The organism is Gymnodinialimonas sp. JB5-7 (assembly GCF_055693405.1).
Genome location: NZ_JBVFUX010000012.1, coordinates 2474194 through 2488155, shown reverse-complemented (window position 1 = coordinate 2488155; position 13962 = coordinate 2474194). Strand labels below are relative to the sequence as shown.

Here is a 13962-nt window from a genome sequence, read left to right as displayed (position 1 = left end):
GTGTCGCGTGCAACTATGACGCGGCGTTGTGGGGCTATTCTGCTGCCAACCCGGCGGTGAACTGCAGGCGCGCAAGACGCGCGTACAGGCCGCCCTGGGCCACAAGCGCATCATGGGTGCCTTCTGCAACGATGCGGCCCTGGTCGAACACAAGGATGCGGTCGGCCTGTTTCACCGTCGCCAGACGGTGCGCCACGATCAGGGTCGTGCGGGTTTTCGACAGCTCACCAACGGCGTCTTGCACCGCCCGCTCGGATTCCGCGTCAAGCGCGCTTGTTGCTTCATCCAGCAGCAGGATGGGCGCATCGCGCAGGATCGCGCGCGCAATGGCGATGCGCTGCTTCTGGCCGCCCGACAGCATCAGGCCGCGCTCGCCGACATAGGTGTCATAGCCCTGTGGCAGAACGCTGAGGAATTCATGGGCCGCAGCCGCTTTGGCGGCGGCCTCAACCTCGGCATCGGTCGCATCCGGCCGGCCAAAGCGGATGTTTTCGCGGGCCGAGGCGGCGAAGATGACCGGATCCTGCGGGACCAGAGCCATGGCGGCGCGGAAGGTTTCGCGCTGCATCTCTGGCAGGGCGATCCCGTCAACCGACACCTGCCCGGATACCGGGTCGTAGAACCGCATAAGAAGCTGAAACACGGTGGATTTGCCCGCACCGGATGGCCCGACAAGGGCAACCGTTTCCCCCGGCGTAATCGTAAAGCTCACCCCATCCAGCGCTGCGGTTTCGGGGCGCGTGGGGTAGCGGAATTCGACATTGTCAAAAGAGATCTCGCCGCGCCCGCCCATCGGCAGGGCGGCACCGTTCAAGGGATCCTCAACACTGTCATCGGTGTCGAGAAGTTCAATCAACCGCTCTGTCGCGCCCGAGGCGCGCTGCAACTCGCCCCAGATCTCGGACAGGGCGCCAACCGATCCCGCAACCATGATGGCGTAGATCAGGAACTGGATCAGCGCACCGATTGACATCTCTTCAGCCCGCACATCGCGTGCGCCAACCCACAGCACACCGACGATGCCGGTGAAAACCAGCGAAATGACGATGACGGTCATCACCGCGCGCACGCCGATCCGCTGCTTGGCCGAGCCAAAAGACTTTTCCGTCACATCGTCAAACCGCGCGGCGGAGGGGCGTTCATGGGTAAAGGCCTGCACCGTTTGGGCGGCCAGCAGCGCCTCTGATGCATTGCCTGAGCTTTCTGCGATCCAATCCTGGTTCTCGCGGCTCAGCTTGCGCACCCGGCGCCCAAGAACCACGATCGGCACAATCACAGCCGGCACGATCAGCAGAACCGCCCCTGTCAGCTTCGGGGACGTCCACAGCATCAGGGCAATGCCGCCCAACAGGATCAACACATTGCGCAAGGCGACCGACACGCTGGACGAGATCACGCTAAGCAGAAGCGTTGTGTCGGTGGTGATCCGGCTGAGCACTTCGCCCGTCATGATGCGTTCGTAAAACGCGGGGCTCATCCCGATCATGCGGTCGAACACCGATTTGCGGATATCTGCGATCACCCGCTCGCCCAGCCGCGTCACCAGGTAATAGCGCAGGCCCGTGCCAATCGCCAAAAGCCCGGCGATACCCAGCGCGGCCAGGAAATACTGATCCAGAAGCTCGACGCTCTCCGTCTCAAACCCATCGACCACGCGGCGCACGGCCAGCGGCAAGGTCAGCGACACGATGGCCGTCAGCACCAACGCCGCACCCGCGCCCAGCAGCATCAACTTGTAGGGCGCCATGAACGGCAAAAGCCCCTTCAGGCTGCCGATGCGTTTTGACCGCTCACGCTCCTCATTGGCGGAGGGCGGCGGCGCGCTTGGATTGGTCTGGTCGCTGGCCATGTCACTGAGGTCGCTTCAAGATTTCAAAGGGGTACAACCAGCCCGTGCCCGCCGCAAGGGTCGGTGGCGCCGCGTCAACAGAGGAAGGGATGGAGCGGGCGACGGGAATCGAACCCGTATCATCAGCTTGGAAGGCTGAGGTCTTACCATTACACAACGCCCGCGTTGCACCGTGTGCCTATGAAATGATCGCCGTGCCGTCAAGCCGACAGCCGCACCTCACCCGCATGGCCGAGGCGCGCAAAGCCGTTGCCCGGCAAGGTCAGCACATTGTCCGTCAAATCACCGTAGTGCGCGCCCATCAGCGTCGCCGCTCCGCTGAGTGACAGCGTCTGAGGCTCGGGCGACAGGTTGAAGACACACGTGATCGTCTGGCCGTCCGCCTCTCGCCGGAACGCCAGCAGCGGCTCTGGCAAAGTCAGGAAGGTCGTGCGCCCCTTTGCAGCGCCGGGTTGGTTTTGCGTGTGGCAATAGCCTCCCGGTAGAAGGCCAGAATGCTGTCCGGCGCGTCTTGCGTATCAACCGCGCGCGCGGCCTGCGGGGGTTTGACGGGCAGCCAGGGTGTGCCGGTTGAAAACCCTGCATTGTCGGCCTCCGCTTCCCAGACCATCGGCGTACGGCACCCGTCGCGGCCCTTCACACCGGGCCAGAATCGCAAGGCGGGTGGGTCGGTCAGCTCTTCATAGACCAGCTCGGTCTCGGTCTGGCCAAGCTCCTCCCCCTGATAGATGCCGATGGCCCCCTCAAACGACATCAGCATGGTGATCGCCAGTCGGGCCATATCATCGTCGGACACCGCATGATCGGCCCAGCGGCTGACATGGCGCGGCACATCATGGTTCGAGAAGGACCATTTCGGATGCCCCTCGGGCGCGCCTTGCTGGAAGCCTTCGATGCAGGTGCGAAAGTGGTCGGCGCTGAATTCGGGGCTGAGCATCGCAAAGCTGTAGGCCATGTGAAGCCGCGTTTTGCCTTCGGTGTATTCACCCATCAGCTTGATGGAACGGTCGCCCATATCCCCCACTTCGCCCACCATCATGATGTCGTCATATGCGTCGGTCAGCGCGCGCAAACGCTCAATGAAATCAAGGTTCTCGGGCCGGTTCTTGTTGTAGATGTTGTCCTGCATCCCATAGAGGTCCGTGGCCATCACCTGCGGCCCCTTCTGCGCCGGCGGGTTCGAGCGCAGCTTTTGGTCGTGAACATAGTAGTTCACCGTATCCAGCCGGAAGCCATCCAGCCCCCGGTCGAGCCAAAAGCGGCAGGTCTCAAGGATCGCATCCTGCACATCAGGATTGTGGAAGTTCAGGTCCGGCTGCTCGGCCAGAAAGTTGTGCAGGTAATACTGTCCGCGCTGGGGGTCGAACTCCCATGCCGGGCCACCGAAATGGCTGTGCCAGTTGGTCGGCGGGCTGCCATCGGGCAGCGGATCAGCCCAGACATACCAATCGGCGCGCGGGTTATCGCGGCTGACCCGGCTCTCCTTGAACCATGGGTGCTGGTCCGAGGTGTGGGACAAGACCTGATCGGTGATGACCTTCAGACCAAGCCCATGGGCGGCCTCAATCAGGGTATCGAAATCCGCCAACGTCCCAAACAGAGGATCGACATCACAATAGTCCGAGACGTCATATCCCATATCCTTCTGCGGCGAGGTGAAGACCGGGCTGATCCAGATGCAATCCACCCCGAGCGAGGCGATATGCGGCAGACGCCGCGTGATACCGGGCAAATCGCCGACGCCATCGCCGCTATCGTCCTGATAGGACCGCGGGTAGACCTGATAGATCACGGCATTGCGCCACCAGTCGGACATCGGAAAGCTCCTGCAGATTCGAACGCTGACCCTAGCAGCCACGCGCCGCCCCCGCACGGCGCGAATGGCTGGCCAATCCGCCTGATCCCGGGCAGTGTAGCGGCAAAGCAACGTCTTCATAGGCCCGCCATGCACGACCATGCCGACCATTCCCATATGAGCGATATCGAGGCCCGCGTGCGTGCCCTGGAAACCGTGCTGACCGAGAAAGGGTATATCGACCCTGCGGCCGTCGATGCGATCATCCAGACCTACGAGACCGAGATCGGCCCAAGGAACGGCGCCCGTGTCGTGGCCAAGGCGTGGAGCGACCCGGCGTTCCGGGACTGGCTGGCGGAGGATGCCACCGCCGCGATCCATTCGCTCGGCTACGCCTCGCGCCAAGGCGAACACATGCAGGCCGTCTTCAACGCCCCCGGCCAGCACCACCTTGTCGTGTGCACGCTCTGCTCCTGCTACCCCTGGTCCGTGCTTGGCCTGCCGCCGGTCTGGTACAAATCCCCGCCGTTCCGATCGCGCGCCGTGATCGACCCGCGCGGCGTCTTGGCCGATTTCGGGCTGACGCTGCCAGAGGGCACCGCCATCACCGTGCACGATTCCACGGCCGAGATGCGTTATCTGGTGATCCCTGAGCGCCCCGCAGGCACTGACAGATGGTCCGAGGACCAGCTCGCCACGCTGGTCAATCGCGACAGCATGATCGGCACGGCCCTGGCGGATACACCGGTATGAACGGCGGCGCGGATCTTGGCGGCATGATGGGCTTCGGCCCGGTCGATGCCCGAACCAGGTGAACCCAACTTCCACGCCGAGTGGGAGGCCCGCGTGATGGGCATCGTCGTGGCCCTTGGCGCGGCGGGGCAGTGGAACCTCGACCAATCCCGCTTTGCCCGCGAAAGCCTTCCGCCTGCCGATTACCTCAGCAACAGCTATTACGAGATCTGGCTCAAGGCCGCGACCAAGCTGATGGTCGAGCGTGGCATGGTGACGGAGGCCGAACTCTCCGAGGGCCGCGTGATCACGGACCCCATTGCCGTCAAGCGCACCCTTTCGCCCACCGATGTCCCAGCGGCGCTCGCCAAGGGTGGCCCCGTGGACCGGCCCGCGCAAACGCAGCCCGCCTTCAGCCCCGGCGACAGCGTGCGCACCCTCAACATTCATCCCGAAAGCCATACCCGCCTGCCCCGCTATGCCCGTGACAAGGTTGGCGTGATCGACCGTGTGCACGGCCACCATGTCTTCCCCGACACCAACGCGCGTGGCGAAGGGGAGCAGCCTACATGGCTCTACAAAGTCAGCTTTTCCGCCCAGGCCCTGTGGGGCGAGCGCGCCGCGCCCGGCGACACGGTCACGCTTGACCTGTGGGAGCCCTATTTGCGGCCTACGCCATGACCACGCCCGATCAACCCTTTGAGGAGCCGTGGCAGGCCCAGGCCTTCGCACTGACCGTTCACATGCACGAACAGGGTCATTTCACATGGTCCGAATGGGCCGAGGCGCTGTCTGCTCAGATCCATTCGGGCGTTGAGCGCGCCTACTATGGCCATTGGTTGACGGCGCTGGAGACGTTGATCGCAGAAAAAGGCCTGTCCTCGGCCCAAGACCTGAGCGCCACCGCAGAGGCGTGGAAAGATGCCGCCGCGCGAACGCCCCATGGCGCACCCATCCAGCTTTCAGAGGGTAAACCGCAGGCTTAATCCAGCCCGTCTGGCCGCAGCAGGTAGGTGTCCATGATCCACCCATGCTGCGCCCGCGCCTCGGCGCGGCGCGCAACGATGCGCGGGCCCGCCTCCGCCAAGCGGACCGGCCTCAATAATCTGCTCGTCCATGCCCAGATAGGCGCCCCACCAGATCCGCAATCCGGCGGGCTCCAGGCTCTGAAAACTGCACGACCCGTCCAACATGACGACGACAGTCTCGGCGTCCTTCGGCCAGCCATGGTCGCGCAAACGCCGCCCCGTCGTGACCACAACGGCCCCGGCAAGGGTGTTGAAGGTCATCCCATGGGCTGCCGTCAGAGCACTCAGCGCCGTGATCCCTGGAATGACCCGGATGCGCGGAGCCGGATCCAGCCGTTGCGCAATGCGCAGGGTGGAGTCGTAAAGCGACGGATCGCCCCAGACGAGCAAGGCTACCTTGCCCTCAATGCCGTCAACCGCGCGCAGCCAACGCCGCGCGATCTCGTCGTGCCAGGCCATCACACGGTCTTTGTAGGGCAGCGCCTCATCCCGAACGGGGTATTCGAATTCCACGACGCGGCCCGTCGCGGCCGCATCCGCCAGGATGCGATGGCGCAGCTCTGCCAGATCATCCTTGCCCGGACCCTTGCGCGGCACAAGGATCACGTCCGCCTGCCGCAGCGCGCGCTGCGCCTCAAGCGTGACATGGTCCGGGTTGCCCGTGCCAATCCCGATCAGCCACAGATCCATCACTCCGGCTCCGCCAGCGGGCCGTACAGGATCAAGGCAGGCGCACTGCCCAACTCCCCCGACAGCCGTTCGACCAACGCGCCCACGGTCATCCGGTGCAGGGCCTGCTCGGGCGTGCTGACCCCCTCGGCCAACAGCGCAGGCGTGTCAGCCGGCAGCCCCCGCGCAATCAAAGCCGCCGCCAGTTTCGGAAAGGTCCGCTTGCCCATGAAAACCACCGTCGAGGCACTTGGATCGGCCAAGGCCTCAAGCGAGATATCGTCGGGCAGCTCACCGCTCGCATCATGGCCCGTCACAAACTGTACCCGGCGCGCCGTCAGCCGCCGCGTCAGCGGGATGCCATGGGCCGCAGCCGCCGCAATCGCGCTCGGCACGCCGGGGATGATCTCATATGCGATGCCCGCCTCGCGCAGGGCGACCAGCTCCTCCTCCAGCCGCCCGAACAGCCCGCTATCGCCGGACTTGAGGCGCACCACGCGCCCGCCTTGCTGCGCATACTCCACCAACAGTTGAGAGACATGCCGCTGCTTGGGTGACGGCCGCCCGGCCCTCTTGCCCACGCCCACCAGATCGGCCCCGGCCCGCGCATGGGTCAGCAGAGGGCCGCTGGACAGGTCATCAAACAGCACCGCGTCGGCGCGCTTCAGCCGGTCCACCGCCTTCAGCGTCAGAAGCTCGGGATCGCCCGGGCCAGACCCAACGAAACTCACAAATCCCTTCACCGTTCCTCCGCAATCATATGAAAGAACGTCCCCGTCACATTGCCCCGGATCGCGCCCGTCTCGGGCACCGGATTGCCATCGGCATCCGCCACGTCGGCCAACGGCGCGTCAGGCTCGTCCACCACAACGGTATAGTGAAATTCATGCCCGCGCAGGACCGTGCCCGAATCAAACCCCATCATCCCGGCCTTCAGCACAGCACGCCGATAACCCAGATGAAACTTCCGCTTCTCGAAGGAGGTGGAGACGCCCAAAAGCCCGGCCATCTGGTGGCGCACACCCGCCTTGTCGACCAAGCCTTCGCCAAGCGCCATGTAGCCGCCGCACTCTCCATGCACCGCGCGCGTCTCCGCATGGCGGCGCAGGCTCGATAGGAAGGTCTCTGCCGCTGCAAGCCGGCCGGCATGAAGCTCAGGATACCCACCCGGCAGCCAAACCAGATCGGCATCTGGAACCGCTTCATCGGCCAGTGGCGAAAACGGCAAAATCTCCGCCCCCGCCGCGCGCCAGCCCTCAAGCAAATGCGGATAGGTGAAGGAAAACGCCGCATCGCGGGCCAGGGCGATCCGCTGCGCAGGCGGCTTGGGCAACGCACCCGAAGGCAAGGCCCCACCCCGCGCCGCCGCTTTGATCGCGTCGAGGTCCACATTCTCCCGCAGGAACGTCGCATAACCCGCAATCGCGGCCTCCAGATCCGGATGCTCGACTGCCTGGATCAATCCCAGATGCCGCTCAGGCAAGGCCAGGTCCCCGCGCCGGGGCAGCACGCCCAAAACCGTCAGCCCCGCTGCGTCCATGCCGCGCCGGATCAACCGTTCGTGGCGGGGGAAGCCACGCGGTTCACAATCACGCCCGCAAAGGGCACCTCGGGTGCATAGGCCTGAAACCCCAAGGCCGTGGCTGCCGCCGATTGCGCCTGCCCGCCTGCGTCAATCACCAGGACCACGGGCCAGCCCATCCGCCGCGCCGTCTCGGCGCTGGAGCCGAAGCCCGCTCTGCCCCTCCGTCGCAACCCCATCGTAGAGACCCATGGAGCCTTCGGCGACGCAGATTTCAGCCCCTGCCGCCTGCGCCGCGATGCCGTCCAGCAGCCCGCCATCCATCGCCCAGGTGTCGAGGTTGAACGAGGCGCGGCCAGCTGCGGCCAGATGGAAGGCCGGGTCGATATAATCCGGCCCACTCTTGAACGGCTGCACCTCCAGCCCGTCCTCGCGCAGGGCGCGCAACAGGCCAAGCATGACAGTCGTCTTGCCGGTACCCGAGGCGGGCGCAGACACCATCAGCCCAACAGGATCAATCATCGCCATGCTGCCATTCACTCCACGGGCTATCCGCACTTTGGGGCCGATAGCGCCTGTCATAATCCGCCGCGTAAAGGCGGCTCTCGGCGAAGTCAGACGCCCCAATCGCCGGTCCCACAAAGATCAACGCCGTCCGCGCGATCCCGGCGTCCACCGATGCCTCAAGCGTGCCAAGCGTCGCGCGGATCACCCGCTCATCCGGCCAGGACGCGCGGTAGACCACGGCCACCGGGCAATCCGCCCCGTAATGCGGCATCAGCTCGGCCACCACCTTCGCCATCTGGCCAATCGACAGATGCAGGGCCAGCGTCGCCCCCGTCCGCCCGAAATTGCCAAGGCTCTCGCCTTCGGGCATCGCGCTTGCCTTGCCTTCCGTCCGCGTCAGGATCAGCGACTGCCCCACGCCCGGAAGCGTCAGCTCCTGCCCTAGCGAGGCCGCCGCCGCCGCAAAGGACGGAACGCCGGGTGTCACAGTGTAGGGGATGCGCAGCGCCTCCAGCCGCCGAACCTGTTCGCCCATCGCGGACCAGACCGACAGATCGCCGGAATGCAGCCGCGCCAAGTCCTTGCCCGCGTCATGGGCCACGGCGATGGTGCCGATGATCTCATCGAGCGACATCGGCGCGGTGTTCACGATCTGCGCACCTTCGGGGCAATGGTCCAGCACCGCCTCCGGCACCAGCGAGCCTGCGTAAAGGCACACCGGACAGGCCGCGATCAGGTCGCGCCCGCGCAATGTCAGAAGGTCCGCTGCTCCTGGACCTGCCCCGATGAAATGCACCGTCATTGAACCGACTCCGCCAGCGCGCAGGTCGCGCATCCATCATCCGAGATCACGCGCGCCTGCACCAACCGCGCGCCCGCGCCTGCCGCCGCCAGGGCCGCCGCTTCGGCGACCGAGCCTGTGCCGCGTTCGGCCAGTGAGGTGAAGGATTGCGTCGCCGTTTCCTGCACAACCAAAACCTCCGCCGTCACCGTCGTCACTGTCAGCCCCTGCGCCTCGGCAAAGTCCGAAAACAGACCCGGGACCTTGTCGGCGACCGTCGCCGCAACCTGCGCCGCACCAGCCTTCGCATAGGCGTCCGCAAGGCTCTCTGCCGTCGCCGCGCCTCTAAATCCGAACCCCGCCACGATCATCGCACCACGCTCCACTGCACCACCGGATAGGCCGCTTTCCAGCCCCGCTTGGGGCCCATTGGCGCCGATTGCGAAATCTCCACCTTCATCAAGTCCCCGCCATATTGCGCCTGCCAGCCAACCAGCAGCGCCTCGGTTTCCAACGTCACGGCATTGGCCACAATCCGTGTGCCCTCGGCCAGGGCCGCCCATAGGGCCAGCCGCATCTGCGCGTCCAATCCCCCGCCGACAAAGACGGCATCGGGGGCCTCCAGGCCTGTAAACACCTCCGGCGCGCGGCCTTGGACAACCTCCAACCGATGCTCCACGCCCAGCGCCGCTGCATTGGCCCGGATCATCGCGCACCTCTCTTCGCGCGGCTCGACAATTGTCGCCCAGCACGACGCATCGGCCAGCAGCCATTCCACCGCAATCGACCCGGACCCACCGCCAATGTCCCACAGATGCTCTCCATGGCGCGGGGCTAGCGCCGACAGGGTCATGGCCCGCAAGGGCCGCTTCGTCATAACGCCATCGGTCTCGAACAAATCGTCTGGAATACCCGATGCTTTCGGCACAACCGCGCCGGTCCCGGCCACGGAAAGCCCAACGGCCACCGGATGCGCGAAGCCCCCTTCATTGCCTCCGCCACGCTGACACGGGCGACGTGTTCGCGCGGGCCACCCATGGCTTCGCAAACGAATATCTCTGACCCGCCAAAGCCCAGATCAGCCAAGTACCGCGCCAAGGCCGAGACCGCCGCGCCATCGCGCAAGGTCGCAATCACCCGCGCGCCCGGCGCAAGCTCTGCCCGCATCCGCGCGAAGGGCGCGGCATGCAGCCCGACACAGGCCACATCCTCCAAGGACCAGCCCAGCCGCGCCGCGACCAGCCCAAAGATCGAAACGCCGGGCAACGCCCGCCACTGCCCCGGAAAATGCGCCGCAATCCCGCGCCCTGCCCCGAACCAGAACGGATCGCCCGAGGCCAGAACCGCAACCCGCCGTCCGCGCAGCCCCTCCAGCACCGAATAGCCATCCGCGAACGGCACCGGCCATTCCACCGTCTCGCCTGCGTCCACCAGCGCGAGATGCCGCGCCGGCCCCATGACAACGTCCGCGCTTTCCAGAGCCTCCCGGCTTGCAGAGGGCAAGCCCTCCGGTCCATCTTCGCCCAGACCGATGATCGTGATCCAAGGCTCAGCCATGCACCCCAACCTCCTGATCCTTGGCGGCACGACCGAGGCCACGGCCCTCGCCCGCGCGGTGGCGGAAGCGGGCCTCAACGGCACCGTCAGCTTCGCGGGCCGCGTCGATCGCCCGGTGCGACAGCCCCTGCCCCAACGCATCGGCGGCTTCGGCGGCATTGACGGCTTGGCCGCATACCTGCGCGATCACAAAATCACCCATCTCATCGACGCCACACACCCCTTCGCCTCTGCGATGAGCCGCAACGCCGTCGCCGTCGCCGATGCTGCGACCGTGCCCATGGTCGCGCTCACCCGGCCCGCTTGGGAGGCACAGCCCGGCGATAACTGGACCCACGTCTCCGACATCCCCGCTGCTGTCGCGGCCCTCGACCGTCCCGCCTGCAAAGTCATGCTCGCCGTGGGGCGGATGCATCTGGCCGACTTCGCGCCAAACCCGCAGCACCGCTACCTTCTGCGCCTTGTCGACCCGCCCAAAGCGCCCCTTCCGCTGCCGCAAACCGAGATCATTGTGGATCGCGGCCCATTTTCCGAAGCCTCCGACAAAGCCCTGATGCAGACCCACAAAATCGACCTCGTCGTCTCCAAAAACTCCGGCGGAACAGGTGCCTATGCCAAACTCGCCGCCGCCCGCGCGCTGGGTCTGCCTGTGATCATGATCGACCGCCCTGCCCAACCCAAGCGGCTCGAACTGGCGGCCCCCGGCGATGTCCTTGCATGGGTTCATTCGACAAACCTCGGCGTATAAACCCAATCGCCCACGCGCCGCGTGAGCGACGAGCCGACCAGAACAACCGTCCGCATATCCGCCATCTCAGGCTCCGCCTCGGCCAGCGTGACCACCTGCAGCGCTTCGTCCTCGGTCGAGACCGCCCGCGCGAAGACGATCAACCGCTCCGGCTCACAGGCCTCCCGCAAAACCTCCAACACGCGCCCGAACCCTTCGGGCCGCGCCTTTGAGCGGGGATTGTAGAACGCCATCGCGAAATCCGCCTCCGCCGCCAGCCGCAACCGTTTCTCTATAAGATCCCAGGGTTTCAGGTTATCGCTCAAGTTGATCGCACAGAAATCATGACCCAGGATCGCACCCGCCCGCGCCGATCCCGCAAACATCGCCGAGATGCCCGGCAGCACGCGCACGTCTAACCCAAGCCACTCCTCAGGCCCCGCCTCCAGCGCTTCGAACATGGCGCTCGCCATCGCAAACACACCCGGATCGCCGGAGGAGACGACGACCACCCGCTTGCCCTCCGCCGCCATGCCCAAAGCGTGCGCCGCGCGGTCCAACTCCACGCGGTTGTCGCTTTCATGCAAGGTCAGCCCCTCGCGCGCCGCAACCCGCCGCACGTAGGGGATATAGCCCACCACATCGGTCGCCTCGGCCAAAACGGCGGAAACTTCGGGCGTCACCATCGCCTCGTCCCCCGGCCCAAGGCCCGCAACAACCACCCAGCCGCTCACGGCCTGCGCCCCTGCCCGTGCACCACGATGATCGAGAAATAGGGCAAGGTCTCGCCGTCATATTCCGACAACGGGCAGACACTCTCCCCCTCCATCGCCGCGTATTGCACCAGCACCGCGCGGTCTGCCTTGCCCGCTGCCTCCAACGCGCGGCGCACCTTCGCCAGATTGCGCCCGATCTTCATCACCACCAGCGCATCGGCCCGCGCCATGGCATCTGCCAACGCGTCCTCGCCCAAGGTTCCCATAACAACCGATAAGATATCGTCGCCCCAGGTGATCGGCGCGCCCGTCGCCGTCCACGCCGCCGACATGCCGGTGATCGCGGGCACAACCTGCACGTCGCAGGTGTCTTTCAGCCGCTCATAGAGATGCATGAACGAGCCGTAAAAGAACGGATCGCCCTCGCACAAAACCACCACATCCTCACCGCCGGAGGCCAGCTTGCACAGATGCGCCGTCACCTCCGCATAGAAACCCGAAAGCACCTCATTGTAACGCGGGTCGCTCAGCGGAATTTCGGTCGTGACGGGATATTCCATCGCGAATTCAACGACATCCGCACGCAGCATCCCTTCCACGATCTTGCGCGCACGCCCCGCCCGACCCGCCTTGCGGAAGAACGCCACATGCTTGGCATTCCGCAACAGCCGGTCCGCCTTCACGCTCATCAGGTCCGGATCCCCCGGCCCCAATCCAACCCCGTAAATCACCCCACTCATTCCGCGCGGCTCGCAATGGCGTTGATGGCGGCAACCGTGATGGCCGAGCCACCCAGCCGACCCTCAACGATGATCGACGGCACAGGCAGCGCCTCCCACAAGGCATCCTTGCTTTCCCGCGCGCCGACGAAACCCACCGGGCAGCCGATGATCGCCGCCGGACGCGGGCAATCGGGGTCTTCCAGCATCTCGAGCAGGTGAAACAATGCCGTCGGTGCATTCCCAATGGCAACCAGCGCACCGTCCAGCCGATCCCGCCACAACTCCAGCGCCGCCGCTGACCGCGTCGTGCCAAGCTCCGCCGCCATCCCCGGCACCCGTTCATCGCGGAGCGTGCAGATCACGTCATTTTCCGCCGGCAACCGCTTCCGCGTCACCCCTTCGCTGACCATGTACGCATCGCAAAAGATCGGCGCGCCTGCCTGCAACGCCGCCCGGGCCGCCGCAACCATCCCGTCCGAGACCTTCACATGGGCCTCCAGCCCCACCATGCCGGCGGCATGGATCATGCGCACAACGACCTGCTCGCTATCGGCATCAAAGCGGCCCAAATCGGCCTCCGCCCGGATCGTGGCAAAGCTCTCGTCATAAATCGCCTGCCCGTTCTTTTCGTATTCATACGGCATGTGCGCCGCTCTCCCGCAAAGCCGTTTCGGCGCTTTTATCGTTGCCGTTCCCGAGCGCAAGCTCCGGCAGATAGAGCGCCTAGAATGGCGACACGCAGCATCGGTCACGATCATCGCGATCAACGCCGCGCGCAACGCATCCGGCTGACAGGCGCCCGCCGCTCGGCCAAGCAATCCATAGCCCGGCCCGTCCGTCGGCGCACCGTAACGGCATCGCGTTCGGGCGCGCATCGTGCCGCGCCATAGTGCTCGCGGCACATGGCGTTCGCATGGTCGGACATCCGCCCGCGGCCATCCGCACCGATCAGACCCGATCGCCGATGAACCATCGCGCCAGGTCCAGCGACGCGGCCACGGGATCGCCAGCGACGCAGACCAGTCTCCGCCCCATCGGCCCGCAAGATCAGCGCCGCGCCCGCGGCTTCGATCCGCACATCCCCCGGCACGTCCGCCAGAACGCGCGCCGCGCCCAGCATCCACAACAAACCCAAACTTCTGCGGCAGCGCCTTGAATTCCGCCCGCGCCAAAGTTCTCCGCCAACCGCTCCGGCAATAGCTCGGTGTCTTGTCCATCGCGAAACGGGCTCTGTGCGATGTTGACCCGTCCGCTCGGCGTGTGGTCGATTTCGGCCAGCCCCAGCGCATCCAACTCCGGCACCAGCGCTGCGTGCTCCGACCGCGCTCAAGCCCCGCAGTTGCAGGTTTCGCACGGT

13 protein-coding genes, 1 tRNA gene and 3 pseudogenes are annotated in these 13962 nt (G+C 65.6%); 4 read left to right on the top strand and 13 right to left on the bottom strand.

Annotated features, from left to right (window positions below; genetic code table 11):
* Window positions 1–34: 34 nt before the first annotated feature.
* The 3 genes and pseudogenes from ACZ1HK_RS21385 to ACZ1HK_RS21375 form a co-directional block, all read right to left on the bottom strand.
* Entirely contained in the window at window positions 35–1849 is a 1815-nt protein-coding gene (locus ACZ1HK_RS21385) for an ABC transporter transmembrane domain-containing protein (protein ID WP_472630388.1), read from the bottom strand.
* Window positions 1850–1939: 90 nt separating this feature from the next.
* Window positions 1940–2013: transfer RNA gene (locus ACZ1HK_RS21380), tRNA-Gly, on the bottom strand.
* 36 nt (window positions 2014–2049) lie between these two features.
* Window positions 2050–3665, bottom strand: a pseudogene (locus ACZ1HK_RS21375) (alpha-glucosidase family protein).
* Between the two features lie 129 nt (window positions 3666–3794).
* Here ACZ1HK_RS21375 and nthA point away from each other — a divergent pair.
* The 3 genes from nthA to ACZ1HK_RS21360 are packed head-to-tail and all read left to right on the top strand — an operon-like array spanning window position 3795 to window position 5362.
* Complete coding sequence (gene nthA / locus ACZ1HK_RS21370) at window positions 3795–4397, top strand: nitrile hydratase subunit alpha (RefSeq protein WP_472630387.1); 603 nt, start codon at window positions 3795–3797, stop codon at window positions 4395–4397.
* A 45-nt stretch (window positions 4398–4442) separates the two neighbouring features.
* Complete coding sequence (gene nthB, locus ACZ1HK_RS21365; protein WP_472630386.1) at window positions 4443–5057, top strand: nitrile hydratase subunit beta; 615 nt, start codon at window positions 4443–4445, stop codon at window positions 5055–5057.
* Entirely contained in the window at window positions 5054–5362 is a 309-nt protein-coding gene (locus tag ACZ1HK_RS21360) for a nitrile hydratase accessory protein (protein ID WP_472630385.1), read from the top strand. The genes nthB and ACZ1HK_RS21360 overlap by 4 nt, the downstream gene beginning before the upstream one ends.
* Here the strand turns inward: ACZ1HK_RS21360 and cobF are convergent.
* From cobF to cbiE, 7 genes and pseudogenes are all read right to left on the bottom strand, one after another.
* Window positions 5359–6097: pseudogene (cobF, locus tag ACZ1HK_RS21355) on the bottom strand (precorrin-6A synthase (deacetylating)). The gene ACZ1HK_RS21360 and the pseudogene cobF overlap by 4 nt on opposite strands.
* Window positions 6094–6816: a uroporphyrinogen-III C-methyltransferase gene (cobA, locus tag ACZ1HK_RS21350; RefSeq protein ID WP_472630384.1), complete on the bottom strand. Its 723-nt coding sequence runs from the start codon at window positions 6814–6816 to the stop codon at window positions 6094–6096. Before cobA ends, cobF begins: the two are co-directional and overlap by 4 nt.
* Window positions 6813–8117: pseudogene (locus ACZ1HK_RS21345) on the bottom strand (cobyrinate a,c-diamide synthase). Before ACZ1HK_RS21345 ends, cobA begins: the two are co-directional and overlap by 4 nt.
* Window positions 8110–8904 (bottom strand): precorrin-4 C(11)-methyltransferase, encoded by a 795-nt coding sequence (cobM, locus tag ACZ1HK_RS21340; protein ID WP_472630383.1) that lies wholly within the window; start codon window positions 8902–8904, stop codon window positions 8110–8112. Before cobM ends, ACZ1HK_RS21345 begins: the two are co-directional and overlap by 8 nt.
* The gene (locus ACZ1HK_RS21335; RefSeq protein WP_472630382.1) at window positions 8901–9254 is read right to left on the bottom strand and encodes a cobalamin biosynthesis protein; all 354 of its coding nucleotides are present in this window, start codon (window positions 9252–9254) and stop codon (window positions 8901–8903) included. The genes cobM and ACZ1HK_RS21335 overlap by 4 nt, the downstream gene beginning before the upstream one ends.
* Window positions 9251–9760 carry a precorrin-6Y C5,15-methyltransferase (decarboxylating) subunit CbiT gene (gene cbiT, locus ACZ1HK_RS21330; protein WP_472630381.1) on the bottom strand — a complete coding sequence of 170 codons (510 nt, stop codon included), beginning with the start codon at window positions 9758–9760 and terminating at the stop codon, window positions 9251–9253. The genes ACZ1HK_RS21335 and cbiT overlap by 4 nt, the downstream gene beginning before the upstream one ends.
* Complete coding sequence (gene cbiE, locus ACZ1HK_RS21325; RefSeq protein WP_472630380.1) at window positions 9757–10440, bottom strand: precorrin-6y C5,15-methyltransferase (decarboxylating) subunit CbiE; 684 nt, start codon at window positions 10438–10440, stop codon at window positions 9757–9759. Before cbiE ends, cbiT begins: the two co-directional genes overlap by 4 nt.
* Here cbiE and ACZ1HK_RS21320 point away from each other — a divergent pair.
* The gene (locus ACZ1HK_RS21320) at window positions 10439–11188 is read left to right on the top strand and encodes a cobalt-precorrin-6A reductase (protein WP_472630379.1); all 750 of its coding nucleotides are present in this window, start codon (window positions 10439–10441) and stop codon (window positions 11186–11188) included. The two genes, cbiE and ACZ1HK_RS21320, sit on opposite strands and share 2 nt — an antisense overlap.
* Here the strand turns inward: ACZ1HK_RS21320 and cobJ are convergent.
* From cobJ to ACZ1HK_RS21305, 3 genes are read right to left on the bottom strand one after another with little or no spacing between them, the layout of a single operon-like run.
* Window positions 11164–11901 (bottom strand): precorrin-3B C(17)-methyltransferase, encoded by a 738-nt coding sequence (gene cobJ / locus ACZ1HK_RS21315; protein WP_472630378.1) that lies wholly within the window; start codon window positions 11899–11901, stop codon window positions 11164–11166. The genes ACZ1HK_RS21320 and cobJ overlap by 25 nt on opposite strands.
* The gene (locus ACZ1HK_RS21310; protein ID WP_472630377.1) at window positions 11898–12623 is read right to left on the bottom strand and encodes a precorrin-2 C(20)-methyltransferase; all 726 of its coding nucleotides are present in this window, start codon (window positions 12621–12623) and stop codon (window positions 11898–11900) included. The genes cobJ and ACZ1HK_RS21310 overlap by 4 nt, the downstream gene beginning before the upstream one ends.
* Window positions 12620–13249 (bottom strand): precorrin-8X methylmutase, encoded by a 630-nt coding sequence (locus ACZ1HK_RS21305; protein WP_472630909.1) that lies wholly within the window; start codon window positions 13247–13249, stop codon window positions 12620–12622. Before ACZ1HK_RS21305 ends, ACZ1HK_RS21310 begins: the two co-directional genes overlap by 4 nt.
* Window positions 13250–13962 lie beyond the last annotated feature (713 nt).

What these genes read in the sequence shown, in the direction of transcription:
- ACZ1HK_RS21385 (WP_472630388.1), bottom strand. Translation starts at nt 1,849, where the DNA reads ATGGCCAGCGACCAGACCAATCCAAGCGCGCCGCCGCCCTCCGCCAAT.
- nthA (WP_472630387.1), top strand. Translation starts at nt 3,795, where the DNA reads ATGCACGACCATGCCGACCATTCCCATATGAGCGATATCGAGGCCCGC.
- nthB (WP_472630386.1), top strand. Translation starts at nt 4,443, where the DNA reads ATGCCCGAACCAGGTGAACCCAACTTCCACGCCGAGTGGGAGGCCCGC.
- ACZ1HK_RS21360 (WP_472630385.1), top strand. Translation starts at nt 5,054, where the DNA reads ATGACCACGCCCGATCAACCCTTTGAGGAGCCGTGGCAGGCCCAGGCC.
- cobM (WP_472630383.1), bottom strand. Translation starts at nt 8,904, where the DNA reads ATGACGGTGCATTTCATCGGGGCAGGTCCAGGAGCAGCGGACCTTCTG.
- ACZ1HK_RS21335 (WP_472630382.1), bottom strand. Translation starts at nt 9,254, where the DNA reads ATGATCGTGGCGGGGTTCGGATTTAGAGGCGCGGCGACGGCAGAGAGC.
- cbiT (WP_472630381.1), bottom strand. Translation starts at nt 9,760, where the DNA reads ATGACGAAGCGGCCCTTGCGGGCCATGACCCTGTCGGCGCTAGCCCCG.
- ACZ1HK_RS21320 (WP_472630379.1), top strand. Translation starts at nt 10,439, where the DNA reads ATGCACCCCAACCTCCTGATCCTTGGCGGCACGACCGAGGCCACGGCC.
- cbiE (WP_472630380.1), bottom strand. Translation starts at nt 10,440, where the DNA reads ATGGCTGAGCCTTGGATCACGATCATCGGTCTGGGCGAAGATGGACCG.
- ACZ1HK_RS21310 (WP_472630377.1), bottom strand. Translation starts at nt 12,623, where the DNA reads ATGAGTGGGGTGATTTACGGGGTTGGATTGGGGCCGGGGGATCCGGAC.
- ACZ1HK_RS21305 (WP_472630909.1), bottom strand. Translation starts at nt 13,249, where the DNA reads ATGCCGTATGAATACGAAAAGAACGGGCAGGCGATTTATGACGAGAGC.